The 24,618-nt window shown below is 72.2% G+C and carries 20 protein-coding genes; 8 read left to right on the plus strand and 12 right to left on the minus strand.

What is annotated here, in order from left to right; genetic code table 11:
* Positions 1 to 191: 191 nt before the first annotated feature.
* Together ACGFZS_RS40930 and ACGFZS_RS40935 are read right to left on the minus strand one after the other, a co-directional pair.
* Positions 192 to 686 (minus strand): OsmC family protein, encoded by a 495-nt coding sequence (locus tag ACGFZS_RS40930; RefSeq protein WP_393799409.1) that lies wholly within the window; start codon positions 684 to 686, stop codon positions 192 to 194.
* Positions 687 to 713: 27 nt separating this feature from the next.
* Entirely contained in the window at positions 714 to 1,448 is a 735-nt protein-coding gene (locus ACGFZS_RS40935) for a hypothetical protein (protein ID WP_365678098.1), read from the minus strand.
* A gap of 197 nt (positions 1,449 to 1,645) precedes the next feature.
* Here ACGFZS_RS40935 and ACGFZS_RS40940 point away from each other — a divergent pair, with 197 nt between their 5' ends.
* Positions 1,646 to 2,668 carry a D-cysteine desulfhydrase family protein gene (locus tag ACGFZS_RS40940; protein ID WP_393799553.1) on the plus strand — a complete coding sequence of 341 codons (1,023 nt, stop codon included), beginning with the start codon at positions 1,646 to 1,648 and terminating at the stop codon, positions 2,666 to 2,668.
* Between the two features lie 159 nt (positions 2,669 to 2,827).
* Here the strand turns inward: ACGFZS_RS40940 and ACGFZS_RS40945 are convergent, their stop codons facing one another.
* Both ACGFZS_RS40945 and ACGFZS_RS40950 read right to left on the minus strand, forming a co-directional pair.
* Positions 2,828 to 4,669 (minus strand): FAD-dependent oxidoreductase, encoded by a 1,842-nt coding sequence (locus tag ACGFZS_RS40945; RefSeq protein WP_393799410.1) that lies wholly within the window; start codon positions 4,667 to 4,669, stop codon positions 2,828 to 2,830.
* A 133-nt stretch (positions 4,670 to 4,802) separates the two neighbouring features.
* Positions 4,803 to 5,789 (minus strand): SDR family NAD(P)-dependent oxidoreductase, encoded by a 987-nt coding sequence (locus ACGFZS_RS40950; RefSeq protein ID WP_393799411.1) that lies wholly within the window; start codon positions 5,787 to 5,789, stop codon positions 4,803 to 4,805.
* 329 nt (positions 5,790 to 6,118) lie between these two features.
* On the opposite strand from ACGFZS_RS40950, the gene ACGFZS_RS40955 reads away from it, so the two are divergent.
* From ACGFZS_RS40955 to ACGFZS_RS40975, 5 genes are all read left to right on the plus strand, one after another.
* Complete coding sequence (locus ACGFZS_RS40955; RefSeq protein ID WP_393799412.1) at positions 6,119 to 9,331, plus strand: alpha-L-rhamnosidase; 3,213 nt, start codon at positions 6,119 to 6,121, stop codon at positions 9,329 to 9,331.
* Between the two features lie 201 nt (positions 9,332 to 9,532).
* Positions 9,533 to 10,060 carry a hypothetical protein gene (locus ACGFZS_RS40960; RefSeq protein ID WP_393799413.1) on the plus strand — a complete coding sequence of 176 codons (528 nt, stop codon included), beginning with the start codon at positions 9,533 to 9,535 and terminating at the stop codon, positions 10,058 to 10,060.
* A 158-nt stretch (positions 10,061 to 10,218) separates the two neighbouring features.
* Positions 10,219 to 11,925 (plus strand): MFS transporter, encoded by a 1,707-nt coding sequence (locus ACGFZS_RS40965; protein WP_393660715.1) that lies wholly within the window; start codon positions 10,219 to 10,221, stop codon positions 11,923 to 11,925.
* A 92-nt stretch (positions 11,926 to 12,017) separates the two neighbouring features.
* Positions 12,018 to 12,551, plus strand: a complete 534-nt coding sequence (locus tag ACGFZS_RS40970) for a GNAT family N-acetyltransferase (RefSeq protein ID WP_393799414.1) — start codon at positions 12,018 to 12,020, stop codon at positions 12,549 to 12,551.
* 146 nt (positions 12,552 to 12,697) lie between these two features.
* Positions 12,698 to 13,258, plus strand: coding sequence for a hypothetical protein (locus tag ACGFZS_RS40975; RefSeq protein ID WP_393799415.1), 561 nt, complete (start codon positions 12,698 to 12,700; stop codon positions 13,256 to 13,258).
* Positions 13,259 to 13,300: 42 nt separating this feature from the next.
* On the opposite strand, the gene ACGFZS_RS40980 is transcribed toward ACGFZS_RS40975, so the two are convergent.
* The gene (locus ACGFZS_RS40980) at positions 13,301 to 13,924 is read right to left on the minus strand and encodes a TetR/AcrR family transcriptional regulator (RefSeq protein ID WP_393799416.1); all 624 of its coding nucleotides are present in this window, start codon (positions 13,922 to 13,924) and stop codon (positions 13,301 to 13,303) included.
* Between the two features lie 383 nt (positions 13,925 to 14,307).
* On the opposite strand from ACGFZS_RS40980, the gene ACGFZS_RS40985 reads away from it, so the two are divergent.
* A complete protein-coding gene (locus tag ACGFZS_RS40985) occupies positions 14,308 to 15,642 on the plus strand; it encodes an NAD-dependent succinate-semialdehyde dehydrogenase (protein ID WP_393799417.1) in 1,335 nt (444 codons plus the stop codon).
* A gap of 102 nt (positions 15,643 to 15,744) precedes the next feature.
* On the opposite strand, the gene ACGFZS_RS40990 is transcribed toward ACGFZS_RS40985, so the two are convergent.
* From ACGFZS_RS40990 to ACGFZS_RS41020, 7 genes are all read right to left on the minus strand, one after another.
* Entirely contained in the window at positions 15,745 to 16,413 is a 669-nt protein-coding gene (locus tag ACGFZS_RS40990; RefSeq protein WP_393799418.1) for a TetR/AcrR family transcriptional regulator, read from the minus strand.
* Entirely contained in the window at positions 16,410 to 18,416 is a 2,007-nt protein-coding gene (locus ACGFZS_RS40995; protein ID WP_393799419.1) for a CocE/NonD family hydrolase, read from the minus strand. Before ACGFZS_RS40995 ends, ACGFZS_RS40990 begins: the two co-directional genes overlap by 4 nt.
* The gene (locus ACGFZS_RS41000) at positions 18,413 to 20,140 is read right to left on the minus strand and encodes a dipeptide ABC transporter ATP-binding protein (protein ID WP_393799420.1); all 1,728 of its coding nucleotides are present in this window, start codon (positions 20,138 to 20,140) and stop codon (positions 18,413 to 18,415) included. The genes ACGFZS_RS40995 and ACGFZS_RS41000 overlap by 4 nt, the downstream gene beginning before the upstream one ends.
* Positions 20,140 to 21,039, minus strand: coding sequence for an ABC transporter permease (locus ACGFZS_RS41005; RefSeq protein ID WP_393799421.1), 900 nt, complete (start codon positions 21,037 to 21,039; stop codon positions 20,140 to 20,142). The genes ACGFZS_RS41000 and ACGFZS_RS41005 overlap by 1 nt, the downstream gene beginning before the upstream one ends.
* Positions 21,036 to 21,992, minus strand: coding sequence for an ABC transporter permease (locus tag ACGFZS_RS41010; RefSeq protein WP_362596970.1), 957 nt, complete (start codon positions 21,990 to 21,992; stop codon positions 21,036 to 21,038). The genes ACGFZS_RS41005 and ACGFZS_RS41010 overlap by 4 nt, the downstream gene beginning before the upstream one ends.
* 2 nt (positions 21,993 to 21,994) lie before the next feature.
* Entirely contained in the window at positions 21,995 to 23,590 is a 1,596-nt protein-coding gene (locus ACGFZS_RS41015; protein WP_393799422.1) for an ABC transporter substrate-binding protein, read from the minus strand.
* 157 nt (positions 23,591 to 23,747) lie between these two features.
* Entirely contained in the window at positions 23,748 to 23,957 is a 210-nt protein-coding gene (locus ACGFZS_RS41020; protein WP_393799423.1) for a hypothetical protein, read from the minus strand.
* Between ACGFZS_RS41020 and ACGFZS_RS41025 the strand changes: the two genes are divergently transcribed.
* Positions 23,938 to 24,603, plus strand: coding sequence for a carbon-nitrogen hydrolase family protein (locus tag ACGFZS_RS41025; protein ID WP_393799424.1), 666 nt, complete (start codon positions 23,938 to 23,940; stop codon positions 24,601 to 24,603). The genes ACGFZS_RS41020 and ACGFZS_RS41025 overlap by 20 nt on opposite strands.
* Positions 24,604 to 24,618 lie beyond the last annotated feature (15 nt).

Here is a 24,618-nt window from a genome sequence, read left to right on the forward strand (position 1 = left end):
GGTTTGACGAGCCGTCGGCGCCGCGCGGCCCTGCCGAGGGCCGTTCTCGCCGCCGGGAAGCGGCGAACCAATCCTCGCCGTCGGGCCGCGGGTGTGGTCCGGGGTCCTCATCCCCGGCACTTCCAAGGGGCAACGCGGCACTCGGCGAACGGGCTTGGCGTCGGCGCGCGCGGCGAGTTCGGCGACCGTGGTCAGACGTCCTGGGCAGGCGCGTCCTCGGCCGTCACGTCGTCGACCGACACGGAGATGGGGGTACCGGCCTCGACGGTGCGGCTGACGGTGCACAGCCGGTCGTGGGAGACGGCGACCGCCCGGGGCAGGATGGCGCGGGAACGATCGCCCTGCGGGCCGGCCGGGAAGGTGACGTGGAAGCTGACGGCGAGGTCGGTCATGCGGTTGCCGTCGTCGTCGCTGACCTTGTGGCCGCTGACGGTGACCGTGAAGGCGGTGGGCTCGGTGTGGCGGCTGGTGGAGGCGTCGACGTCGGCGGCCGTACAGCCGCCGATGGCGGCGAGCAGCAGCTCGACCGGGGTGAATTCCGTGCCGTCGCCGGCACCGGTGCCGGCGCCTGTGCCTGTGCCTGTGCCTGTGCCGAAGTCGATCGTGCCGCCGCGGGCGTTCGTCGCGGTGAAGTGGCCGGTGCGGGTGCGCTCGACCGTGACGAGGCGCAGGGAGTCATCGCTCATGTCGAGAAACCTAGGACACCCCTGCCGTCAGCGCAGGATGTTGACGGCCCGCGCCACCACCAGCACCACCGTCACCAGGGAGACCGTGGACTGCAGCATCATCAGCATCTTGGCCCAGCGGGACAGCGGCATCACGTCGGTCGGGCTGAAGGCCGTGGAGTTGGTGAAGGAGAGGTAGAGGTAGTCCAGGAAGGCCGGTTCCCAGTCCGTCGGCGCGGTCTCGGGGCTCTGCATCTGTACGAAGAGGAAGTCCGCGTACTGCTGGTGGCCGCGGACCCGGGCCATCGGTCCGCCGCGGTCCCACTCCCAGTACCAGAGGGCGAACACGATGACGTTGGTCAGCCAGATGCCGCCACCGGTCAGCAGCAGGGGTCCGGCGTCCTTGCCCTCGGTGCCGTTCACGAGGCCTGCCACCAGTCGGACCGCCGACCAGCCGTTGGCGACACTGATCACGGCCATGAGGGCCAGGCCCAGCAGGCGCAGCCATCGGGTGCGGGGCTCGACCCGCCGGGGGTTGCCGGCGATCAGGCCGGCCAGCAGCACCGTCTCCAGGACCGGCAGGACCCAGTACGGCTGGAAGGCGAGCCGGTGCGGCAGCATCAGCTGGAGGGCGACGGCGACCAGGATGACGGCGGTCACGGCCCACCGCGGCTCGCCCTGTGTGGCTCTGCGCCACGCGGGCACGACATCGCGCTCGCCGCTCTCCAGCCGCCGTTCGATTCTGGCCAGCCGGTCCTCGGCATCGCGCATGCGGTCGCTCATGGAGCTCATTGTCCCGGGCCGGGCCGCCGGGCGGTCGTACGGCCTCGCGGATCTTCGTCCGTCTCTTACCTGGAGTCCGGCCGGTCCGGGGTGGGGTGGGGCGAGGTCGGTGTTGAGCGGGGTACGTCCTGGCGAAAACATGGGTGCGGCGGGACGGACACGCCGGCACGGAGACGAAGGGTTGTCGCATGGACACGATGCGCGGGGAGCACCGCAGGGTCACCCTGGCCTCCTGGCCGACACCGCTCGAACCGGCCCCGCGGCTGGCCCGGGCGCTCGGTCTCGGGCCGGACGACCTGTGGATCAAGCGGGACGACCTGATCGGGCTGGGCGGCGGAGGCAACAAGGTCCGCAAGCTCGAGTGGACCTGCGGTCAGGCTCTGGCGGAGGGCGCGAGGACCCTGGTCACCAGCGGAGCGCCGCAGAGCAACCACGCGCGCCTCACGGCGGCGGCCGGAGCCCGTCTCGGCATGGACGTCGTACTCGTCCTCGCGGGCGAGCCCGCCGAATGCGGCAGCGACAGCGCCGGAGTAAAGGACACCGTCACGGCCGCGGGCAATCTGGCTCTCGACGGCCTTCTCGGCGCGAGGATCGTCTGGGCGGGCGCGGTGGGCGGGGCGGAACTCGCGGCCGTCGTCGACCGTGTCGTCGGGGAGCTGCGCGAGCGGGGCGCTGCTCCGGCGCTCATTCCCTTCGGCGGATCGAGTCCCGTCGGCGCCCTGGGCTATGTCGAGGGTGGGCGCGAACTCCTCGCGCAGGCTCCCGGCCTGGCCACCGCCGTGGTCGCGGTGGGCAGCGGGGGCACGATGGCCGGGCTGGTACACGCCCTGGGCCCGGAGCGGGTCCTGGGCGTGCACTGCGGGGCGGTGGCGGATCCCGCACGGACGGTCGACCAGTTGCTGACCGGCCTGTACGCGCCCTCCCCCGCACCGCGACAGCCACCTCTACGGCTACGGCTGGACCAGGTCGGTGCCGGGTACTCCCGCCTCACCGAACCGGTCGCGGACGCGCTTCTGCTTGCCGCCCGGACCGAGGGGCTCGTCCTGGACCCCGTGTACACCGGGCGGGCCATGGCCGGTCTCGTCGCCGCCGTGCGCGAGGGAGGCATCCGCCCGGGTGAGCGCACCGTCTTCGTCCACACCGGAGGGCTTCCCGGCCTCTTCGGCCATCCGGAGGCACTGGTACGGACCGGAGAGGCTCTCGCGGCCCGCACGAGGTGATCGAGGGCCGGCTCCACATCCCCGGGTCCCCCTATCAGGCCTTCCTGATATGTCCCCCTATCAGGCCTTCCTGATATCAGGCCGTCCGCGGACCGAGGCCGACACGCTCACCCACGCCCACCGGCCATCCGGATGCGTTCCGGGTCCGGGCCCCGGGGGCTACCCCAGGTCGAAGGTGTTGGGCAGGCCCAGGCGGTAGCGTACGTCGTCGATCCGTTTCAGGGGCTCCATCTCCGGGGGCCGGAACAGCTCCCAGAGGTGGCACCGCGCCGCGGTCGAACCGTCCGCGTCCAGGAGTGCGTTGACGGCGCGTCGTGCGGATTCGTTGGCGCCTTCCATGGTGGCCAGGTCCACGTCGGTGTGGACGTAGTCGCCCGCGAGGAAGAAGTTCGGTACGGCGGTCCGTGCCGACGGGCGGTTGTAGAGGGTGCCGGTGGGGTGGATGAGGAGTTGTTCGCGGTTCTGCGGGTCGGGGCCGCCGAGGCCGGTCACCGCCGGGTCCATGAACCAGCCGAGGCGGTCCTCGTCCCTGAGGGTGGTCTTGCCCGAGTCGTTGAGCCCGTCCTTGAGCTGGGCCCAGAGTTCGCTGACGATCTCGTCCTTGGTGCACTCGCGGGCCGTCTTGCCGTACAGGATTCCGGGCTTGTCCCACTCGGAGATGATGGTGGACAGGCACTCGTGGGCCTGCCCGTCCCCGTAGTCGCGTGCGAAGTCCCGTCCGTCCCAGAACTGCGTCTGGCCGATGCCGGTGACCGCCCAGGGTGAGTCGAGGCAGTTGATGTGGCCGTGCACGACGGGGGTGGGCGTGCGCAGGTAGAACATCACGCCGGTCATCCAGTCCGTCTGCAGCGCGTCGCACCGCGCGAGTTGCGGGTCGGCGGCGCGCAGGGCCGGGCCCCAGGTCACGCGGGCGTGCTCGACCGGGAGGGCGGAGACGTAGTGGTCGGCGGTGATGGTGCGCCCGCGGCTGCCGTCGCGTGCCGCCACCCGTACGCCGGTCACCCGGCCGCCGTCGTACACCACCTCCCGGACCTCTGTGCCGAGCACGAACTCGACGCCCAGGGAGCGCAGATGGGTCTCCCAGGGGTCGATCCACGCCTCGCTGGTCGGGGCGTTCAGCACCCGGTCGATGTCCGCGTCGCCGTCCATGCCGCGACCGAGCAGGCCCCACAGGATGAGCGCCTCGATGATGACGCGGCCGACGGTGCGGGTGGAGGCGATCTCGGCGCGGGTGGCGACGAGGTTGCGGGTCTGTCCGATGCCGAGGAGCACCTGGTACTCGCGGCTCATCTCACCGGCGCGGATGAAGTCCCACCAGGCGACCTTCTCCCACTGGCCCTCGCGGCGGGCGTCGCAACTGGTGAGGTGGACCAGGAGGCGGTCGGCGAAGTAGGCGGCCTCGTGGGCGGGCAGGTGGGTGGCGAGGTCCAGTACGGACAGGACCTGGTCGCGGATCCAGGACGGGGTGAGGTCGCCGGGGGCGGGCGGGGCGGTGGCGCGGCGGAGCGGGAAGTGCAGGTCCGGGCGGCCTGAGTCGCGGGCGAACAGCTCCTCGGTGCCGTTGCGGAGGTTGTCGTGGACGCCGTTCGTGTTGCCCGGGAAGGGGATACGGCGCATGGTGTCCGGCAGGTTGCGGTAGAAGCCGGGGAAGAAGCGGAAGCCGTGCTCGCCGGGAAGCGGCTTGCGGCCGCCCGTTCCGGTCCCGGGGACGTCTATCGAGCGGGCCTTGCCGCCGAGGACGTCGTAGTACTCGTAGACCGTGACCTCGTAGCCGCGTTCGGCGAGTTCATGGGCGGCGCTGAGGCCGGAGACCCCGCCGCCGAGGACGGCGACGCGCCTGCCCGGGGAGGCCGCTGCCGCCGCACTGCCGGCGGCGATCCCCAGGGCACCGGCCGCTCCCCCGCCGACGACCCCGGCGACCGTCGCCCCGGTCGCCGTCAGGAAGTGTCTCCGGCTGTGTCCGTCATGGCTCTGGGACTGGTGCGCGTGTTCTGTTGCCATGGGCACCGGAGGCTAGGGAGGGTCCCTGGGTGCCGGAAGCCCTTTCCCTTGTCACCTACAGCATCCTCACAATCACAGGGAGTCCTTTCCAACTTCCTTCCCGGGCAGGCAGGTTGATCCGACGAGCCCGGCCCTAACCGATGGCACCGACGGCACCGATGGCAGTGCCGGGGTCGACGCCGGTCAGGTCGCCGCTCGCGTCCCACAGTCGGGCCGCCACCGACGGATCGGCGACATGGCTCCACACCGGTTCGGGTCGGGGTTCGCCGCGCAGGCCGAAGATGCGCGGCCCCCACAACAGGCCGCCGTGCACGGACGGGTCGAGTACCGCCCGGACCGCCGGCCAGGCGCCGGCGTGCTTGCCCTGGACGAGCAGGGCCGCGGGTGCGGCGCCCCACCGGGCGCCGGCTGTGCGCGCATGGACCGGGGGCCGTGGCGGGGTGAGGGAGTCCAGTGCGCCGCCGGGATGGACCACCACGCTCGCCACCGTGCTCCCGGCCGCCCGCAGCCGCCGGTCGAGTTCGACTCCGAAGGACATCTGCGCCAGCTTGGAACGTCCGTAGGCGCGCTTGGGCCGGTAGTCCTTCCGGGACTGCAGGTCGTCCAGATCCAGCCGCTCGGACTTGGCCGCGAAGCTGCCCGTGGTCACCACGCGGGCCATGCGGGCCATGTGGGCCGCCGGTGCGGCTGCGAGCAACGGCATCAGCCACCGGGTCAGCGCGAAGTGCCCGAGGTGGTTGGTCGCGAACATGAGTTCGTGGCCGTCCGCCGTCTCCCTGCGCGGCGGATCGTCGAGCGCGACACCCGCGTTGTTGACGACGGCGTCCAGGTGTCCCACGCCCAGCGACCCCACCGAGGCTTCGAGCGACGGGAGGTCGGCGAGGTCCAGCCGTACGGCCCGCACCCGCGCGTCCGGGACCTGTGCGCGTATCGAGGCCATGGCGGCCTCGGCCTTCGCGCTGTCACGGCTGCCGAGCACGACGGTGGCCCCGGTGGCGGCCAGCTGCTCGGCCACGAAGTACCCGATTCCGGCGTTGCCTCCGGTGACCAGGAAGACCCGTCCGTCGGCACGCGGCAGCCGGTGCACATTCCAGGGCGGTGGGGCGGAGGTGGACGACATGGCGGCGGGCTCCCTTGCTGTCGGGGGCGAGGCGATGGGGATCGTGGCTGCCGCACCGGGCAACTCGGCGGCCACGGTTCCAGCGAGCACCGACAGACGGCCGACGGATCACCGACAGCTCCGGGCGACCGAGCCACGTGCTCACAACGCATTGAAACCGTTCAATCGAGTTGCCCCCACCCTCTGACGCCCCGCACTGCTCGACCCCTCGAACCGAGCACGTGAGAAAAGGACTGCACGACGATTGACCCTCACCCCTCCCGGCTCTACGTTTTCCACGCCTCTCCGTTCTGAATCGATTCATTCCTTTCTCTGTGCGAGGAGTCGTCATGATCAGCAGGAGGAACATTCTCGCGAGCGCCGCCGCCGCGGTCGTCGCGGCGGCCGTCGACAACGGATCGGCGGTGGCCGCGCCGGTGCGCGGAACCGCACGGGCCGGAGCGCGGGGCACGGGCCCGCACGTCGCCGGGCCCACCGTGGAGTACGTGCGCCACCCCCTGGGCATCGACACCCGACACCCCCGTCTCAGCTGGCCGTTGACCGCCGCCGGGACGGGTGTGCGGCAGAGCGCCTACCAGGTCCGGGTCGCCACCAGCGCCTCGGGGCTGGCGCGTCCGGACGTCTGGGACAGCGGGAAGGTCACCTCCGCCGAGTCCGCGCTCGTGCCGTACGCCGGGCCCGCCCTCGAGCCGCGCACCCGCTACCACTGGACCGTGCGCGTGTGGGACGGCGACGGCGAGGTGTCCGGCTGGAGCGAACCCTCGTGGTGGGAGACCGGGCTCATGGACACCGGGCAGTGGACCGCCGACTGGATCTCCGCCCCGGCGAGCCTCACCGACGCGCCGTCCTTCGAGGGCGGTTCGTGGATCTGGTACCCCGAGGGCGACCCGACGAGCAGCGTGCCGGCGGCCACCCGCTGGTTCCGCGGCCGGGCCGACCTGCCCGAGGCCATCACGGCGGCCACGCTCGCCATCACCGCCGACAACGTGTACGCCGTCTCCGTGAACGGTGTCGAGGTGGCCCACACCGGCCTCGACACCGACAACGAGGACTGGCGCCGCCCGGCCGTCGTGGACGTACTGGACCAGGTGCGCGCGGGGGACAACGTTGTCGCCGTCGCCGCCACCAACGCGACCGTGGGTCCGGCGGGGCTCCTCGCCGTCCTCGTGGTCCGTACCGCCGCCGGTGAGCGGAAGGTGTTCACGGACGCCTCCTGGAAGACCACCGACCAGCAACCCGCCGACGGGTGGAAGGAGTTGGGCTTCGACGACGGCGGGTGGCCGGCGGTCCGGGTGGCGGCGGCCTGGGGCGGCGGTCCCTGGGGGCGGGTCGTCCCGGTGTCGTACGCCGTCACCCAGCTGCGGCACACGTTCCGGCTGCCGCGCAAGAAGGTGTCCCGCGCCCGTCTGTACGCCACCGCGCTCGGCCTGTACGAGGCCCACCTCAACGGCAGCCGGGTGGGCACCGACCAGCTCGCGCCCGGCTGGACCGACTACCGCACCCGCGTGCAGTACCAGACGTACGACGTCACCGGCCTGCTCAGACCGGGCGCCAACGCCCTCGGCGCCTACCTCGCCCCGGGCTGGTACGCCGGGAACGTGGGCATGTTCGGGCCCGGCCAGTACGGCCCGCACCCGGCGCTGCTCGCGCAGCTGGAGGTCGAGTACGCGGACGGGACCGCCGAGCGCGTGACCTCCGGCGCCGACTGGCGGGCCGCCGCCGGGCCGATCGTCGCCGCCGACCTGCTGAACGGGGAGACGTACGACGCGCGCAAGGAGACCCCCGGCTGGACCTCGCCCGGGTTCGACGACGGGAGCTGGCTCGCGGTACGCGGCGAGGGCGACATCGGGCCGGGGCTGATCGTCGCGCAGGTGGACGGACCGGTGCGGGTGGAACGGGAGTTGACGCCGACGGCGGTGACCCGGCCCAAGCCCGGGGTGTATGTGTTCGACCTGGGGCAGAACATGGTCGGCTCGGTGCGGTTGCGGGTCTCCGGCGACGCGGGGACGACCGTACGGCTGCGGCACGCCGAGGTGCTCAACCCCGACGGGACCGTCTACACCGCCAACCTGCGCAGCGCGGCGGCGACGGACACGTACACCCTCAAGGGCCAGGGGGAAGAGGAGGTCTACGAACCGCGCTTCACCTCGCACGGGTTCCGGTACGTCGAGGTGACCGGGTTCCCCGGCACGCCGACCGCGCGGGCGGTCACCGGGCGGGTCATGCACACGGACGCGCCGTTCACCCTCGACTTCGAGACCGACGTGCCGATGCTGAACCAGCTGCACCACAACATCACCTGGGGGCAGCGCGGCAACTTCCTCTCCGTGCCCACCGACACGCCCGCGCGCGACGAACGGCTGGGCTGGACCGGCGACATCAACGTCTTCTCGCCGACCGCCGCCTACACCATGGAGTCGGCGCGGTTCCTGTCCAAGTGGCTCGTCGATCTGCGGGACTCGCGCACCTCGGCGGGTGCCTTCACCGACGTGGCACCGGTGGTCGGCACGCTCGGCAGCGGTACGGCGGGCTGGGGCGACGCCGGTGTCACCGTCCCCTGGGCCCTCTACCAGGCGTACGGCGACCGCCAGGTCCTCGCGGACGCCTGGCCGTCGGTGCGGGCCTGGCTCACGTATCTGGAGCAGCACAGTGTCGGGCTGCTGCGGCCGGCCGAGGGGTACGGCGACTGGCTGAACGTCGACGACGACACTCCCAAGGACGTCATCGCCACCGCCTACTTCGCGCACAGCGCCGACCTCGCGGCCCGGATGGCCGGTGAACTCGGCGAGGATCCCGCGCCGTACAGCGACCTCTTCGGCCGGATCCGGGCGGCCTTCCAGAACGCCTACGTCACCGCGGACGGGCGGGTGCGGGGCGACACGCAGACGGCGTACGTCCTCGCCCTGTCGATGGACCTGCTGCCGGACGCGTCCCGGAAGGCGGCCGGCGACCGGCTGGTGGCCCTGATCGAGGGCCGGGACTGGCACCTGTCCACCGGGTTCCTCGGCACGCCCCGGCTACTGCCCGTCCTCACCGACACGGGACACACGGATGTCGCCTACCGACTGCTCCAGCAGCGCTCGTACCCGAGTTGGGGCTACCAGATCGACCGGGGCTCCACCACGATGTGGGAGCGCTGGGACTCGATCCGGCCCGACGGCAGCTTCCAGGACGCGGGCATGAACTCCTTCAACCACTACGCCTACGGGTCGGTGGGCGAGTGGATGTACACGAACATCGCGGGCATCGCGGCGGGGCGGCCCGGCTACCGGGAGATCGTGGTCCGCCCGCGTCCGGGAGGCACGGTCACCTCCGCCCGCGCCACGTTCACCTCGGTGTACGGGCCCGTCTCCACCCGCTGGCGGCTGCGGTCCGGCCGCTTCACCCTGACCTGCGCGGTGCCGCCCAACACGACCGCCGAGGTCTGGATCCCGGCGTCCGACCCGGCGACGGTCACTCACACGCACGGCACGTTCCTGCGCCGCGAGGACGGCTGCGCGGTGTACCGGGTGGGCTCGGGGACCCACGAGTTCACCGCCTGACGGCCACCGCGTCCGGCACCCGCACGAGGGGGTACCGGACGCGGTGGTTCCGGCGGCGGCGTGCGGGGCGGCGGGCCGCCGCCGGAGGGGGCGCGTTCCGAAGGGAGGCGTGGGCAAATCGCCTCAGGGGTGGCGGTGTTGGGGTGGGCGGGGTACGCCAGGGGTGTCATCGTGAGCGGTACGGGCGGGATTGGCGGCGGTATGGAAGAACTGGCGAAGCTCGGGGAGTGGGTCGCGCTGATCGACGCGTGCGTCGAGCCCATCGCGACGGGGCAGGTGGATCTCACCGACCCCGACTGGGTGCGGAAGGTGCAGGAAAGCGCGCATCCGCTGGACGAGGCGGGGCTGCGGCCGGAGGCCGAGGCGGCGCTGCGGGACGTGCTCTCCCGGTACGAGGCGGGCGGCGAGGACGTCCGGGCCGCCCTGCGCGCACTGCTGGAACGGTGCCACTCGTTCTCCTGGGCGACGACGCTGCCCTTCGCGGCCACGCCCCAGGGCTTCCGGCAGCGCCTGCTGGAGATGTCGGTCGAGGATCAGGGCCAGGACACGCGGGACATGATGGTCGCCCTGAACGATCTGTGCGGGCAGGCACGGGATGCCGGTGTCGACATGCGGCCACTGCTGCTGGAGGTGGCCGGGCTCTCCAGTGACGTCGACAAGTACGGGATGGGTTCCACGCGGGACATCCTGCTCCGGGCGGCCGGAAGGGAGCCCACCGGACTCTGGTGAGGGTGTGCCGGGTCAGGTGAACTGCCTCGTGCCGCCCCTCTAGGCGTACCGACTAGTCGGTACTACCCTCTGGCCACGCTCTCGGAGCCGGGTCGCCGCGCACCCTCGTCGAACCGACGTGGGCACCCGGTCTTCCGGGCATCCCTGGGAGGAGCCGTATGTCCGCCGCTACGACGCCGTTCGACGCCGACAGACCCGCGCCCGATGGGCCCTCCGCGGACGCCCGCGGCCCGCTGGCCCGGCTGTACCGCCGTGAACTGGCCGACTATCCGTCCACCGGCCGCCGCATGACGTATCTGGCGATCGTGGTCGTCACGACGGTCGTCCTGTACTACATGCTGTACATCCAGTACGCGGTGGCGACGTCGATCATCACGCACTTCGGCATGACGTACCGCTACTTCATCTGGGTCTCGGTGATCGGCAACGCGATCGGGGCCTTCGCCTCGCTCGTGGCCGGTCTGGCGGACCGCTGGGGCCGGGCGAACCTGGTGGTCTACGGGCTGCTGGTCGCCGCGCTGCTGGTCTTCCTCGGGCTGCCGAACGCGGCGGACAAGACCACCTACCTGGTGCTCTTCGCGCTCGTCAGCTTCATCGAGGGCATCGTGCTGGTCGCCACCCCCGCGCTGATCCGGGACTTCTCCCCGCAGCTCGGCCGGGCCACCGCGATGGGGTACTGGACGATGGGCCCGGTCATCGGCTCCCTGGTGGTCACCACCGTCACCAGCAACACCCTCGACAGCGCCACCTGGCAGGACGAGCTGCGGTACTCGGCGATCGCCGGGTTCGTCGTCTTCGTCGTCGCGATCTTCGCGCTGCGCGAGCTGTCCCCGGCGCTGCGCGACCAGATCATGGTGACGCTGCGGGACCGGGCGCTGGTCGAGGCGCGTGCCAAGGGTCTGGACACGGAGGCTCTGCGCCGTGGCGAGTGGCGGCAGATGATGCGACTGGACGTGCTGGGCTCGGCCTTCGCCATCGCCGTGTTCCTACTGCTGTACTACGCGGCGGTCGGCAACTTCGTCGTCTACTTCGCGACGGTCTTCGGCTACAGCGAGCAGCGCACCAACGCGCTGGCCAACTGGTACTGGCTGGCGAACGCCATCGCCCTGGTGCTGGTCGGTCTGCTGTCGGACCGGCTGAAGGTGCGCAAGCCGTTCATGATCGTCGGTGCGGTCGGCTCCATCGCGGTGACCGCGGTCTTCGCCACCCGCGCCACCCATCTGACGACCGACTACTACACGTTCGCCTGGCTGTTCGTCGGCATCGGCGTCTTCAGCGGCATCGCCTACGCGCCCTGGATGGCGAGCTTCACCGAGACGGTCGAGAAGCACAACCCCGCGGCGACCGCGGCAGGGCTGGCGGTGTGGGGCTGGACGGTGCGGATCGTGGTCGCCGTCTCCGCGGCCTTCATCCCGGTGCTGGTCACCTCCGTGACCCCGCTCGTGGAGCACGGCGCCGAGGTCAAGGCCGCCTCGGCCCAGGCGGCGCCCGCGCTGGCCGTCATCGACGCGCACCCGGATCTCTTCGCCGAGCTGAACAAGTACACCCCCGCAACCGTGCCGGCCGCGCTGAACGCCCGCGCCCTCCGGGAGGTCGGCGCGGCGGACCTCGCCGTCGTACAGAAGGCGGCGCCGCAGCTGAAGGTGTTGCAGGAGCACGGTGCCGAGGTGCAGAAGGCGACCAAGGACGGGCCCGGCGAATGGCGCGACTGGTGGTGGATCTGTGTCGGCGGCCAGGTGCTCTTCCTGCCCTTCGTCTTCGTGATGGCCGGTCGCTGGAGCCCGCGGAAGGCGCGGATGGACGCCGAGGCGCACCAGGCCGCGGTCAGCCGTGAGCTGGCCGCCCTCGCCGCCGCCGAGGACTGATCGCCCGTGCGGTCGGCCGTCCGTGGGCGGGGCGGCCGGCTGCGCGGCACCGGATTTCCGACGCGGCCCTCGTCTTCGGCAGGATGGGCGCCATGACCGAGATCCGCACCCCCCGCCTGCTCCTTCGTCGCTGGTACGACGACGACCTCGCGCCGATGGCCGACATCAACGCCGACCCGCGCGTCATGTGCTGGGTCGACGACGGCTCGGTGCGCGACCTGGAGGACACGGCCACGGCCATCGAGGAGTGGGAGGAGGAGTGGGACGAGGAGGGCTTCGGGCTCTTCGCCGTGGAGCTGCTGGGCTCGGGTGAGCTCGCGGGGTTCACCGGTCTGTCCGTGCCCGGCTTCCTGCCGGAGGTGATGCCCGCCGTAGCGGTCAGCTGGCGGTTCGGCTCACAGTTCTGGGGGCAGGGCTACGCGTCCGAGGCCGCCCACGCCACACTGGAGTTCGCCCTCCAGGACCGCGGCCTCGACCGCGTCATCAGCATCAGCCGACTGGGGGACAGCGCCTCCGAGAACGTCATCCGCAAGCTCGGCATGGTTCCCGAGCGGGAGACGGTGCACCCGGTGTACGCCCATCCGCTACGCGTTCACTCCATCGATCTGACGGAGTTCCAGGCGTGAGACAGCCGCACCGTCGATCTTCAGACGGCCGCTGAGCGCGGGCCGCGCGTCCCTGGACCGCACGCATCCGGGCAGACACGGCCCGTGCTTTCATGGCACTGCAGCCGGGTCCGGATCCGGATGCCGCTGTCAGGGAGGCGACGCCGGTGTGCAAGGTGGATCACGAGGCCGCGGCGACGGCCGCGACAGCGGCTCTCGCGGCGGCCTACCCGCACCTGGGACAGACGTCTTCCACACATCCCGCGCTCGAAGGGTGCGAGGCGGTGGAGTGGTCGTCCATTCCCGGGTGCCCGGTCGATGTCCCGGTCGTCCTGCGCGGGCTGGTCGATCCCGACGCGGCCGAGATGGCCGAGCGGGCGTTGGACTGGCTGGTGATGTCAGGGCCCATGTCCATCAGTCCCACGATGGCGGCGGTCGTCCCCTATCTGCTCCGGCTGGCCGCCGATCCATCGGTTCCGCGCCGCACCGAGCTGTTCGGGATCGTCCTCGTGGCCGCCGCCCTGTCCGCACCGACCGACCCCCACAGCCCCTGGGATCTGGCGGTCAGCGGACCCGAGTCCGACCATCCTGAACGGGCCCTGTGCCGAGCGGCGTTCGCCGCCGACGCCGCGTGGGTACGACGTCTGCTGGCCGACGATCAGCTGCTGGCCGAACTCGGCCTGGACGACGGCGAACGGGCGTCGCTGGCCCAGGCGGCCGGCTTGTAGGGGGCCGGGGCTCTCCTGGACCACCCCGGCCGGCAGGAGGGCTCAGTCCGTGAGCAACATGCCGGGTCGTAGCCCGAGTTCGGACTCGGCCACGGTGCGCGGCATGTCCTGCGTGGGCGCCCTGCGGTGGTCGGCGCTGGTGTTGATGTAGGCGCTGGCGCCGTCGATCGCGACGAGGACGCGGGTGGCCGCTCCCCAGGGATCCGCGCAGCCGAAGACCCCGGCCGCCGCCCCGGCGGCGATGAGCTCCTCCAGGCGCCGGCACCACCGCAGTTCCTGCCGCGTCACGTGCTCGCGCAGTACCGGACGGTAGCGCGACAGGTGCCGTGCGTTGAGCCAGAGCTTGCTGACGTCGTCGAAATCGGCGCTCGCCGTCAGGCCGAAGAACCGCCGGAAGGCCTGTAGGGGGTCGCCCGGCTCGGGCGGCAGCAGGCTGTCGAGTTCCTTCATCGTGGCGTGGGTGAACGCCTCGGCCACCAGCTCGTCCACGGCAGGGAAGTAGTGGCCGACGAGTCCGGGCTGGACACCGAGCTCGTCGGCGACCCGGCGCAGGGTGACGCACTCCAGGCCTTCGGTGAGCCCGATCCGCGACGCCGTGGCGACGATCTCGGTGCGGCGTTCGGCGGGCGCCTTGCGGACGCGCCTGCCCGGGGCTCTTGACGTCATACGACTAATGTTATTGAGTGGGTGACCAATAAAGCAATTGGTCACATGCCCAATAAGTGGGATCGGCCGGAAACCGACGCTCGCAGAGGGGCCGATGTCCGCCCGAGACCACCGCTCGCCGCGGCCCCCGGCCGACGCAGCACCGTCAGGAGACCCGCGTGAACGACTCCCCCACCGATGCCGGTGAGCCGGGCTGTCTCCGTGGACCCCACGTGGATGCGGGCGGTCGTCGTCGCCTTCCCCGGCCCCGCGCCAAGCTCGCGGGCCCCGCACCGACGGCCCACACTGAAGAAGTGAAGGCCTCCAACTCCGGCTTGAGGACCGTCCTCCACCCCTGACCACCTTCCTTCCCCCTCCCTCATCCCCCGCCACTTGGAGACACCATGTACGCCGTCACCGACCCGGCCACCGGCGAGATCGTCGAGACCTACCCGACCGCCACCGACGCCGAGATCGCCGCGGCCCTCGACGCCGCGCACGCCGCCGGCGCCTGGGGCCGGTCCAGCTCCGTGGCCGAGCGCGCCGCGCTGCTGCGCCGCCTGGGTGACCTGCACGCCGAGCACAGTGCGGAACTCGCCGCGAGCATCGTGCGGGAGATGGGCAAGCCGCTCGCCGAGGCGGAGGGCGAGGTCGGCTTCTGCGTCGACATCTACCACTACTACGCCGACCACGCCGAGGAGTTCCTCGCCGACGAGGTGCTCGACGTCACCTCGGGCCCCGGCACCGCCGTCGTGCGCCGTGGTCCCGTCGGCGTGCTGCTCGGCATCATGCCGTGGAACTTCCCGGCCTACCAGGTCGCCCGGTTCGCGGCCCCCAACCTGGCCGTGGGCAACACCATCGTCCTCAAGCACGCCCCGCAGTGTCCCGCCACGGCGGCGCTGCTGGAGCGGCTGTTCGCCGAGGCAGGCTTCCCGGCGGGCGCGTACGTCAACGTGTACGCCACCAACGAGCAGATCGCCGACGTGATCGCCGACCCCCGCGTGCACGGCGTCTCCCTCACCGGCTCCGAGCGGGCCGGGGCCGCCGTCGCCGAGATCGCCGGCCGGAACCTGAAGAAGGTCGTCCTGGAGCTCGGCGGCTCGGACCCGTTCGTGGTGCTGTCCACCGACGACCTGGACGGCGTCGTGGAGGCCGCGGTCGCCGCCCGCCTCGACAACACCGGCCAGGCCTGCAACGCCGCCAAGCGGTTCGTGGTCGTGGCGGACCTGTACGACGCGTTCGTGGAGAAGTTCACGGCCCGGCTCCTCGACTCCGCCACCGGGGCCCCGCTCTCCTCGGCGGCCGCCGCGGAGACCCTCGCCCGGCAGGTCGGCCAGGCGGTGGCGGAGGGCGCCACCCTGCACGGCTCCGGCGAGCGGCAGGGCGCCTACTTCCCGGCGGGCGTCCTCACCGGCCTGACCACCGAGCACACGGCGGCCCGCCAGGAGCTGTTCGGACCGGTCGCCATGGTCTTCCCGGCCGCCGACGAGAACGACGCCGTACGGATCGCCAACGACACCCCCTACGGCCTCGGCTCCTACGTCTTCACCACCGACCCGGAGCAGGCCACGCGGGTCGCCCACCGCATCGAGGCCGGCATGGTCTTCGTGAACGGCGTCGGCGCGGAGGGCGCCGAACTCCCCTTCGGCGGCGTGAAGCGCTCCGGCTTCGGCCGGGAACTCGGCCGCCTCGGCATCGAGGAGTTCACCAACAAGAAGCTGATCCGCACGGTGGCCTGAGCGGTAGGGCGGACGGGCCCCGGGCGGCACAGCGCGCGGGGCCCCGGCCGTCGGCCGCTGTCCCGTCGGCAGCGCACCGGCGGTCCGTCGCCACCGTCGCGGTCAGCCGCGGTCCGTCCGCACCGCGAGTTCCGTCTCCACCAGCCGGTTCAGGTGCCGGCGGGCGTCCTCGGTGCTGAGCGGCGGTGACTGGCGCAGTCGCTGGAGGGCGAGGCCGTCGGCGAGGGCGGCGAAGCGGACGGTGAAGCCGTCGAGGTCGGCGCCGTCGAACTCGCCGTCCGCGACGCCCCGTTCGGCCAGGGCGCGGATCTGCCGGTGCCAGGCGGTGTAGCGCTCCGCCTGGCCGCGGGCGAAGGCCTCGTCGGTGGCCGGTTCGCCCGCGTGCCAGTAGTCGAACCACATCCGCCAGTGCCGGTCGGTGTCCTCCGTGAAGAGGGCGTCGACGAGCAGCCGCAGCGCCTCGGCGCCGCTGCCCGCCTGCTCGGCGGCCTCGCTCAGCTCCGCGTAGTAGCGCTCGATGTGCAGCACCATCGCCTCGGACAGGATCTCCTGGACGCTGCCGAAGTGATAGGTGACCGTGCCGACGGAGACCCCGGCCGCGGCGGCCACGTCCCGGACGCCCACCGAGGCGTAGCCGCGCTCCGCGATCAGCGGGATGGCCGCCTCGACGATCAGCCGCCGGCGCACCTCGGTGGGCTGGCGGGTGCGGTCGGCGGCGGCGACGGCCCGGCGCGGGGGCTTCGCGGAGCGCTGCGGCTTGGCGGCGGTCATCCCGACGTCCTCGCGCTGGTGTGGTGCCAGGACCGCTTGACCACTGTCTCTCCGTTCGCCCGTGCCTCGATACGGCTGTCCATGACGAAGTCCGCCACCGAGGCGCGCAGCTCCGTACGCGCCATGATCTCAGCGTCGTACTCGTCGCCGCGCCGCAACCGGATCCGCCACTCGGACACGGCGCTCGCGGACAGCGGGTCGTCGCCGCGGACACGGTACGTCTCGCAGGCGCTCTCCTCGTAGCGGAGCCCGTCCGGGTACGTCCGTGATCCCCCGTAGTTGGGGTCGACCTCCAGGGTCCACTCCCCCGCCGCCACGTCGTGCGTGACGAGACGTTCGGGGCGGGGCTCGGCGGGACGGTCGTAGGTCACCGGGAGCGGTGGCGCCTGCTCCGGCTCCTCGAAAGCGATCGACGGTTCCTCTCCGGCCGCCCGCACGGGCAGGAGCAGGGCGCTGTCGGCGGGTACGACCCGCAGTTCGCCGCGCTCGCCGTGCGGCCACACCCACGGCCAGTAGACGTCGGAGACGGCGACCCGGACGCGGTGGCCGGGCGGGAAGGCGTAACCGATGCCGGTGAGTTCGATCTCGACGTCCTCGTACGTGCCCGGGGTCCACTCCACCGTCCGGTCCCGGCCGTGCCGGCTGAGGAGGTTGAGCACCCCTCGGGTGACCAGCGTCGAGGAACCGTCGGGAGCGACGTCGCAGAGCCGGACGATCACGTTGGCGCGCGGGGTCGCGCTGTCCAGGCGCAGCCGGACGCGGGGCCTGCCGAGGATCTCGACGCGTTCGGCGAGGGGTTCGGAGTCGAAGCAGACCGAACGGCCGTCCTCCTCACGCTGGTCGGGCGGCAGGTCGCTCGCGTTGCCGAAGGGGAAGAAGCGGCCCGCGTCGAGACCGGTGTGGAGCGGCGAGCGGACCAGGACCGGCTCGCTCCCGGCTGCCAGGGTGCGCTCGCTCCAGGTCACCTTCGGGGAGGGCCAGTTGTCGTCGCCCACCCAGCGGCCGGGCATCACGTCGTACGACGTGGCGGGCGGGACAGGGTCGTTGATCCAGGCGCGCAGCAGCGGTTCGCGCATCACCCCGGTGTCGGTGCCCTTGAGGTGCTGGTCCCACCAGCGCAGGGTCTCCTGGAGGAAGCCGATGGCCGGGCCGGGCGGCAGCCCCCGGTCGGGGTACTGGTGGGACCAGGGACCGATGAGGCCGCGGACCCGGTCGGCCGGGAGGTGCTCGACGAGGCGGAGGACGGTGTCGCGGTACGGGTCGTGCCAGCCGCCGACCGCGAGGACGGCGGCGTCGATGGCGCCGTAGTCCTCGCAGACGCTGCCGTGCTTCCAGTAGGCGTCGCGTTCCTGGTGGTCGAGCCAGGTGTGCAGGAAGGGTCGGAGGGCGTCGAGGCGTTCGCGCCACATGGGCAGCCAGCGGTCGGCGCCGACGTTCGCCGGGTCCGGCGGGCGGGAGGCGAAGGCCAGCATGGTGCCGGCCCAGGCGAGCATGTCGATGCCGAGGACGGCGCCACCGGTGTAGTGGACGTCGTTGTCGTAGCGGTCGTCGGTGGAGCAGACGGTGACGACCGCCTTGAGCGGTTCGGGGGCGAGGGCGGCTATCTGGAGGGAGTTGAAGCCGCCCCAGGAGATGCCGAACATGCCGACCTTGCCGGTGCACCAGGGCTGTGCGGCGAGCCAGTTGACGACGTCGACGCCGTCGGCGAGTTCCTGGGCGTCGTACTCGTCGCCCGGGGTGCCCTCGCTGTCGCCGTGGCCGCGGATGTCAACGCGGACGGAGGCGTAGCCGTGTCCGGCGTACCAGGGGTGGCGCTGGGCGTCGCGGGGCGCGGTCCAGTCGCTCTTGCGGTACGGGAGGTATTCGAGCAGCGCGGGTACGGGGTCGGCCCCGGCGTCCACGGGCCGCCAGATCCGTGCGTGCAGCCGGGTCGCGCCGTCCCGGGTGGGGATCCAGACGTCCTCGCGGACGACCTGGCGCTCGAACTGTTCGCGGTACTTCACGAAACTCCTTCGGCCACGGGGGTGTTGAGGGGCGTCCAGCGGCGGACGCGGTGACCGTCGCCGAGATCGGTCCAGACGGCGTCCGCGTCGCCGGCGTCCGCCCAGTCGGGGGCGTCGTCGGTACGGGGCGGTGCGTCGGGGTCGGGTTCGAGGGCGGCGGCCATCAGGCGGCGGGTGTAGGGGTGGCCGGGCGCGCCGAAGACGGCCTCGGTGGGCCCTTCCTCGACGACGACCCCGTGCCGCAGGACGACGACCCGGTCGGCGATGCCGCGCACCACGGCCAGGTCGTGGCTGATGAACAGGCAGGCCAGGTCGCGTTCCCGGCGCAGGTCGTCCAGGAGGCGGAGCACCTCGGCCTGGACGGAGACGTCCAGGGCGGTGGTGATCTCGTCGGCGATCAGGACGTCCGGTTCTCCGGCCAACGCCCTTGCGATGCCGATGCGTTGGCGCTGTCCGCCGGAGAGCTGGGCGGGCAGCCGGTCGGCGAGGGCCGGGTCGAGGCGCACGTCGGCGATGAGCCGGCGGGCCTGCTCGGCGGCCTCGGTACGGCCGGTCGCGGGGCCGAAGAACCGCAGCGGGCGGCGGACCGCGTCGCCGACGGAGCGGCGGGGGTTGAGGGAGGTGTCGGCGTTCTGGAAGACCAGCTGGACCCGGCGGCGCAACGAGAGCGGGCGCTTCGGGGCCGGGCGGCCCAGGTCACCGGCCTCGTGCGTCATGGTGCCGCCGGAGGGGGTGCGCAGTCCCGCCAGCGTCCAGGCCAGCGTGGACTTCCCGCTGCCCGACTCGCCGACGAGGGCGAGGACTTCGCCCCGGCGCACGTCGAAGGACACGCCGTGCACGGCGCGGGTGCTGCCGTAGTCGATGGTCACGTCGTGCGCGGCGACGGCGACCGGCGCGCCGTCCGGTACGGCGGCCTTGGCGCGGACCGTCCGTTCCCCCGACTCGTCGACGACCGCGAGTCCGGCGTCGTCGAGGCGCGGCACGCTCGCCAACAGCCGCTTGGTGTAGGGGTCCTGGGGCGCGGTGAACAGTCGGCGGGTGGCCGCCGACTCCACCACCCGGCCCGTGTTCAGGACGCACACCTCGTCGGCCATGTGCGCGACGACGCCGAGGTCGTGGCTCACCAGAACGGCGGCCAGGCCGAGTTCGTCGCGCAGGGCGGCGATCAGGTCGAGGACGCTGCGCTGGGTGATGACGTCCAGGCCGGTGGTGGGTTCGTCGAGGACGAGGACCTTGGGGCGGGCGGCGATGGCCATGGCGATGGCGACGCGCTGCTGCTGGCCGCCGGAGAGTTCGTGCGGGTAGCGGCGGGCGAGTTCGGCGGGACGGGGCAGGCGGACCTGTTCGAGCAGGTCGACGACCGGCACCTCGCCGCCCACCTCCTCGATCTGCCGCCCGATGCGCATCGTCGGGGTCAGGGCCTGTCCGGCGTTCTGGCCGACCATGGCGACGGTCCCGCCGCGCAGCAGCCGCAACTCCCGTGCGGGCAAGGCGAACACGTCCCGCCCGTCCACCCGGACGCTGCCGCCGGTGACACGGGAGCCGTGCCGCAGATGGCCCAGCAGGGTGGCGGCGACGGTGGACTTGCCGCTGCCGGACTCGCCGACGAGGGCGAGGGTACGGCCCGGGGCCACCTCCAGGGACACCTCGTGCACGACCGGCACCTCGCGGCCACCGGAACGGTAGGCGACGGAGAGGGAGTCGACGGAAACGACAGAGGTCATCAGGAACCCTCCCTGATCCGGTCCACGCCCCACGCCTTGGAGAGGCCGTCGGCCGCGAGGTTGAGCCCGACCACGAGGGTGGCCAGGGCGATGATCGGCGCGAGGCTCGCCATCGGGACGACGGTGATGGCGGTGCGGTTCTCGGCGACCATCAACCCCCAGTCGGGGGTGGGCGGGTCGGCGCCGAAGCCGAGGAAGGACAGCGAGGAGATCAGCAGCACCACCCAGGAGGCGCGCATCGCGAACTCCACGCAGACCACGTCGGTGATGTTCGGCAGCACCTCCCGGCGCAGGATCGCCCAGGTGCTCTCGCCCCGGGCCCGGGCGGCGGTCACGTAGTCCATGGGGACCACGGCCAGCGCGGCGCCGCGCACCACGCGGACGACCTGCGGGACGTAGACGACGGCGATGGCCAGGACGATCACCGCGGGCCCGGTGCCGAGGGCGGTGACGATGACGAGCAGGGCGAGGATCGACGGCACGGACAGGATCGCGTCGAGGACCCGGCCGAGCAGGTCGTCGAACCAGCCGCCGCGCAGGGCGGCGGCGCAGCCGACGACCGTGCCGAGGGCGACGGTGATCAGGGTGGCGGCGACGGAGACGCCGAGCCCGTACCGGCCGCCGTACAGCACCCGGGCGAGGACGTCGCGGCCGTACTGGTCGGTGCCGGCCCAGTGTTCCCAGCTCGGGCCGAGCAGGGCGTGCGAGGCGTCGTTGGCGATCGGGTCGTAGGAGGTGAGCAGCGGGGCGAGCAGCGCCACGAGGACGTGCACGCCGACGACGGCCAGGCCGATGAGGGCGGTGCGGGACGAGCGCAGGCCGCGCCAGGCGCGGACGGCCGCGTGCGGGGCCGCCGGGGCGGTACCGGCGGTGGCCGGGGTGGTGTCGAGTGCGGTCACCGGGTCCTCCCTCGGGTGCGGAGCCTAGGGTTGAGGGCCATGGCGCCGAGGTCGGCGGCGAGATTGCAGACGACGTAGATCACGGCGCTGACGAGGGCGATGGCCTGGATGACGGGCAGGTCGCGGTTCTGTACGGAGGAGAGCATCAGCTTGCCGATGCCGGGGTAGTTGAAGACGTTCTCGACGACCGCAACCCCGCCCGCGAGCCAGGCGACGTTGAGGGCGATCACGTGCAGGGTGGGCAGCAGGGCACTGGGCAGCGCGTGCCGGGTGACGATCCGCCAGGTGGACAGGCCCTTGAGGCGGGCGGTGGTGACGTACTCGCCGGCCATGACGTCGATGACGGAGGTACGGGCCATCCGCACGATGTAGGCGGCCATCACCACGGCGAGCGCGAGCGCGGGCAGCCATACGGCGGGCAGGAGTTGACCGACGCTCGCCTCGGGGCCGTAGAGGACGACCGCCGGGAACCAGGGCAGCGCGACCGAGAAGACCAGCACCAGGACGGTGGCGACCACGAACTCGGGGACGCTCATGCCGACCAGGCTCACGGTGGAGATGAGGTGGTCGGGCCAGCGGTCCCGGTACAGGCCTGCGAGGACGCCGAGGACGAGCGACCCGGTCACCGCGAACAGCACGGTGACGACGGCGATGAGCGCCGAGTTGCCGAGGTACAGGGCGACTTGGCCGCCGACGCCCTTGCCGGAGACCAGCGAGGTGCCGAAGTCGCCGTGCAGGGCGCCCTTGATCCAGTCGAAGTAGCGTTCCCATGCGGGCCGGTCGAGACCGAGCTGTTCGCGCAGGGCCGCCACGGCGTCCGGGGTGGCGTCCTTGCCGAGGATCTGCGTGGCCACATCACCCGGCAGCGCCTGTACGGCGAGGAAAACGAGGACGGAGGAGAGGAAGAGTGTGCCGACGGCCGAGGCCAGCCGGCGCAGGGTGAACGACAGCATGCTCAGGCCCCCTTCACACCGATGTTGAGGTGGTCGAACTCGAAGCCGTGCTCGGCGTAGCCGCGGACCTTCCGGGAGATGCCGACGAGCCGGTCGGCGAACATCGGGGTCATCGCCCCGCCCCGCTCGATCACCAACGTCTGTGCCTCGCCGTACAGTTCACGGCGTCTCGTCTCGTCGGTCTCGGCGCGGGCCCGGTCGAGTACGGCGTCGAACTCCTTGTCGGACCAGGCGGTCTCGTTGTAGGAGGAGCCGCTGCGGAAGATCTGGGTGAAGAGCTGGTCGACGGGCCGCCCGGTGAACCAGTAGGTGGCCATCAGCGGCTTCTTCATCCAGATCTGCGTGTAGTACGAGTCCGCAGCGGCCGTCTTCACCTTGATCCGGATACCGGCGCGCTTGGCGGAGTCCTGGTAGGCGAGGGCCATCGGCGTGAACAGCGGGTCGTACGACGAGGTGTAGAGGTCGATGCTCAACCCCTCGTACCCGGCCTGCTTGAGGAGGTGTCGGGCCTGCTCCGGGTCGTGCGCGGGGTGGGTGGCGATGTGGGCGGGGTCGCTCGGCGGCACGGGGTTGTCCCACCCCGCCGTGCCCGCGCCCTGGAGCGCGACCTTCACGACGTGCTCGGGGTCGTAGGCGAGCTTCATCGCCTGCCGGACGCGGACGTCGGTGAAGGGCTTCTCGGTGGTGAGCATCGGGAGCACGTACCACTGCGCGTCCTTGACCCGGGCGACGGTGGCCCGGTCGGAGGCGGCGACCACCCGGGCGGTGGCGAAGTCGAGGTTGGTCTGGGAGAGCAGGTCCACCTGTCCGGCGAGCAGGGCGTTGGAGCGGGCGGACATGTCGGCGACCGAGTAGAAGGCGATGGCGTCGAGGACGGGGCGGCCGGCCCAGTGGTCCTTGTTCGCGGTGACCCGGCCGGGGCCCGCCGGGGCGAAGGACTCCAGCTTGAAGGGGCCGGTGCCGATGCCGGTGCGGCCGATGCCCTTGGCGCTGCCGTCGGGGATGACGTAGCAGTTGTAGTGCGTGAGGAGGCTGGGGAACTCGGCGTTCGGGGTCTTCAGGGGGACGACGAGGGTGTGGGCGTCCGGGGTGCGCAGCGTGCTCGGGTCGACGAGCGGGGCGAGGACGGCGGCCTGGGGTGAGGCGGTGGCCTTGTCGAGGATGTGCCGCAGCGTGTAGGCGGCGTCGGCGGCGGTGAAGGCGCGTCCGTCGTGGAAGGTGACGCCCTTGCGGAGCCGGAAGGTCCAGGTGCGGGCCTTGGCGTCGGACTCCCAGGACTCGGCGAGGTCGGGGGCGAGTTCGCCGTCCGCGCCGACGCGGACCAGCCGGTTGTAGAGGGCGCCGAGGTATTCGTACGCCGACAGGGAGCTCGCCGGATCGAGGGTCTCGGCGTCGGAGGCCGGCGGCCGGGCGATGCGCAGGGTGCCGCCGGGGTCGGGGGTGCCTTTCAGGGCGGCAGCCGTCAGGTCGGGGGCTGCGGCTGCCCCCGTACAGCCGGTGAGCAGCCAGGACGCGCCGAGCGAGGCCGTCGCGGCCGCGCCCGCGGCGAGCACCGCGCGGCGCCCCGGGAGGCGCCCCGGGAGGTGGATGTCGGGCATGGACCGACCGTCTCTCTCGCTATTCGTTCAGCGGAACGATTGAGTGGAGTTCGTGAACGATAACCAGGAGACGACTTCCAGCCAACCCTTCGGGCCCGGAAATTAACCTGCGGAAACGCATCGGTAACGGCACCTGAGACGCAGGGGGCGCCCCCGCCTAGGCGTGCCGGACGTGGGCGGCGGTCGCGTGGTGCTCGCCGACGAGGTGACGGAGCCAGGTGTGGGCGGGGTCGTCGGTCATGGTGGTGTGCCAGAGCGCGGTGACGGTGTACTCGGGCATGGGCAGGGGCGGTTCGACGGCGGTCAACGCCAGCGCGTCGGCGTAGACGGTGGCCGCGTGGGTGGGGATGGTGGCCAGCGCCGGCACCCGGGAGCTCGGCTGCCACGCCGTCGTCGGTGCGGTGGAACGGCGGCGGGGCACCCTGTACTGCGTCGCCCTCTTCTTCGGGCCCGACGGCTACCTGGGCCTGCATCGCAAGCTCATGCCCACCGCCGCCGAACGCTGTCTGCGGGGCCAGGGGGACGGCTCCACCCTCCCCGTCGTGGACACCGGCGCCGCCCGCATCGGTGCGGGCATCTGCTGGGAGAACTACATGCCGCTGTTCCGTATGGCGATGTACGCCAAGGGCGTCGACCTGTGGTGCGCGCCCTCGGTGGACGACCGGGACGCCTGGCAGGCCACCATGCGGCACATCGCGCTGGAGGGGCGCTGCTTCGTCCTCGGCGCGAACCAGTATCTGCGCCGCAACGCCCTGCCCGCGGACCTGCACCCCGTCCAGGGCGACGACCCCGGTACCGTCCTGATCGGTGGCGGCTCCGTCATCGTCTCCCCGCTCGGCGAGGTGCTGGCCGGCCCACTGCGCGACGGCGAGGGCATCCTGACCGCCGAACTCGACCTGGACGACCTCACCCGCGCCCGGTTCGACTTCGACCCCGCCGGCCACTACTCCCGCCCCGACGTCTTCACCCTCCACGTCGACGAATCCGCCCGCGCCACCGTCCGCACCGTCTGACCGGCGGGGCTGCGG

Source organism: Streptomyces sp. NPDC048288, from assembly GCF_043201555.1.
In the GTDB taxonomy this organism is placed as follows: domain Bacteria; phylum Actinomycetota; class Actinomycetes; order Streptomycetales; family Streptomycetaceae; genus Streptomyces.

Excerpts from the sequence above, each read along its gene's own strand:
- ACGFZS_RS40935 (WP_365678098.1), bottom strand. The coding sequence starts at position 1,448 with ATGAGCGACCGCATGCGCGATGCCGAGGACCGGCTGGCCAGAATCGAA.
- ACGFZS_RS40955 (WP_393799412.1), top strand. The coding sequence starts at position 6,119 with ATGATCAGCAGGAGGAACATTCTCGCGAGCGCCGCCGCCGCGGTCGTC.
- ACGFZS_RS40950 (WP_393799411.1), bottom strand. The coding sequence starts at position 5,789 with ATGTCGTCCACCTCCGCCCCACCGCCCTGGAATGTGCACCGGCTGCCG.
- ACGFZS_RS41010 (WP_362596970.1), bottom strand. The coding sequence starts at position 21,992 with ATGCTGTCGTTCACCCTGCGCCGGCTGGCCTCGGCCGTCGGCACACTC.
- ACGFZS_RS40960 (WP_393799413.1), top strand. The coding sequence starts at position 9,533 with ATGGAAGAACTGGCGAAGCTCGGGGAGTGGGTCGCGCTGATCGACGCG.
- ACGFZS_RS41025 (WP_393799424.1), top strand. The coding sequence starts at position 23,938 with ATGGTGGCCAGCGCCGGCACCCGGGAGCTCGGCTGCCACGCCGTCGTC.
- ACGFZS_RS40945 (WP_393799410.1), bottom strand. The coding sequence starts at position 4,669 with ATGGCAACAGAACACGCGCACCAGTCCCAGAGCCATGACGGACACAGC.
- ACGFZS_RS41015 (WP_393799422.1), bottom strand. The coding sequence starts at position 23,590 with ATGCCCGACATCCACCTCCCGGGGCGCCTCCCGGGGCGCCGCGCGGTG.
- ACGFZS_RS41000 (WP_393799420.1), bottom strand. The coding sequence starts at position 20,140 with ATGACCTCTGTCGTTTCCGTCGACTCCCTCTCCGTCGCCTACCGTTCC.
- ACGFZS_RS40990 (WP_393799418.1), bottom strand. The coding sequence starts at position 16,413 with ATGACCGCCGCCAAGCCGCAGCGCTCCGCGAAGCCCCCGCGCCGGGCC.
- ACGFZS_RS40930 (WP_393799409.1), bottom strand. The coding sequence starts at position 686 with ATGAGCGATGACTCCCTGCGCCTCGTCACGGTCGAGCGCACCCGCACC.
- ACGFZS_RS40970 (WP_393799414.1), top strand. The coding sequence starts at position 12,018 with ATGACCGAGATCCGCACCCCCCGCCTGCTCCTTCGTCGCTGGTACGAC.
- ACGFZS_RS40940 (WP_393799553.1), top strand. The coding sequence starts at position 1,646 with ATGCGCGGGGAGCACCGCAGGGTCACCCTGGCCTCCTGGCCGACACCG.
- ACGFZS_RS40980 (WP_393799416.1), bottom strand. The coding sequence starts at position 13,924 with ATGACGTCAAGAGCCCCGGGCAGGCGCGTCCGCAAGGCGCCCGCCGAA.
- ACGFZS_RS40965 (WP_393660715.1), top strand. The coding sequence starts at position 10,219 with ATGTCCGCCGCTACGACGCCGTTCGACGCCGACAGACCCGCGCCCGAT.
- ACGFZS_RS40985 (WP_393799417.1), top strand. The coding sequence starts at position 14,308 with ATGTACGCCGTCACCGACCCGGCCACCGGCGAGATCGTCGAGACCTAC.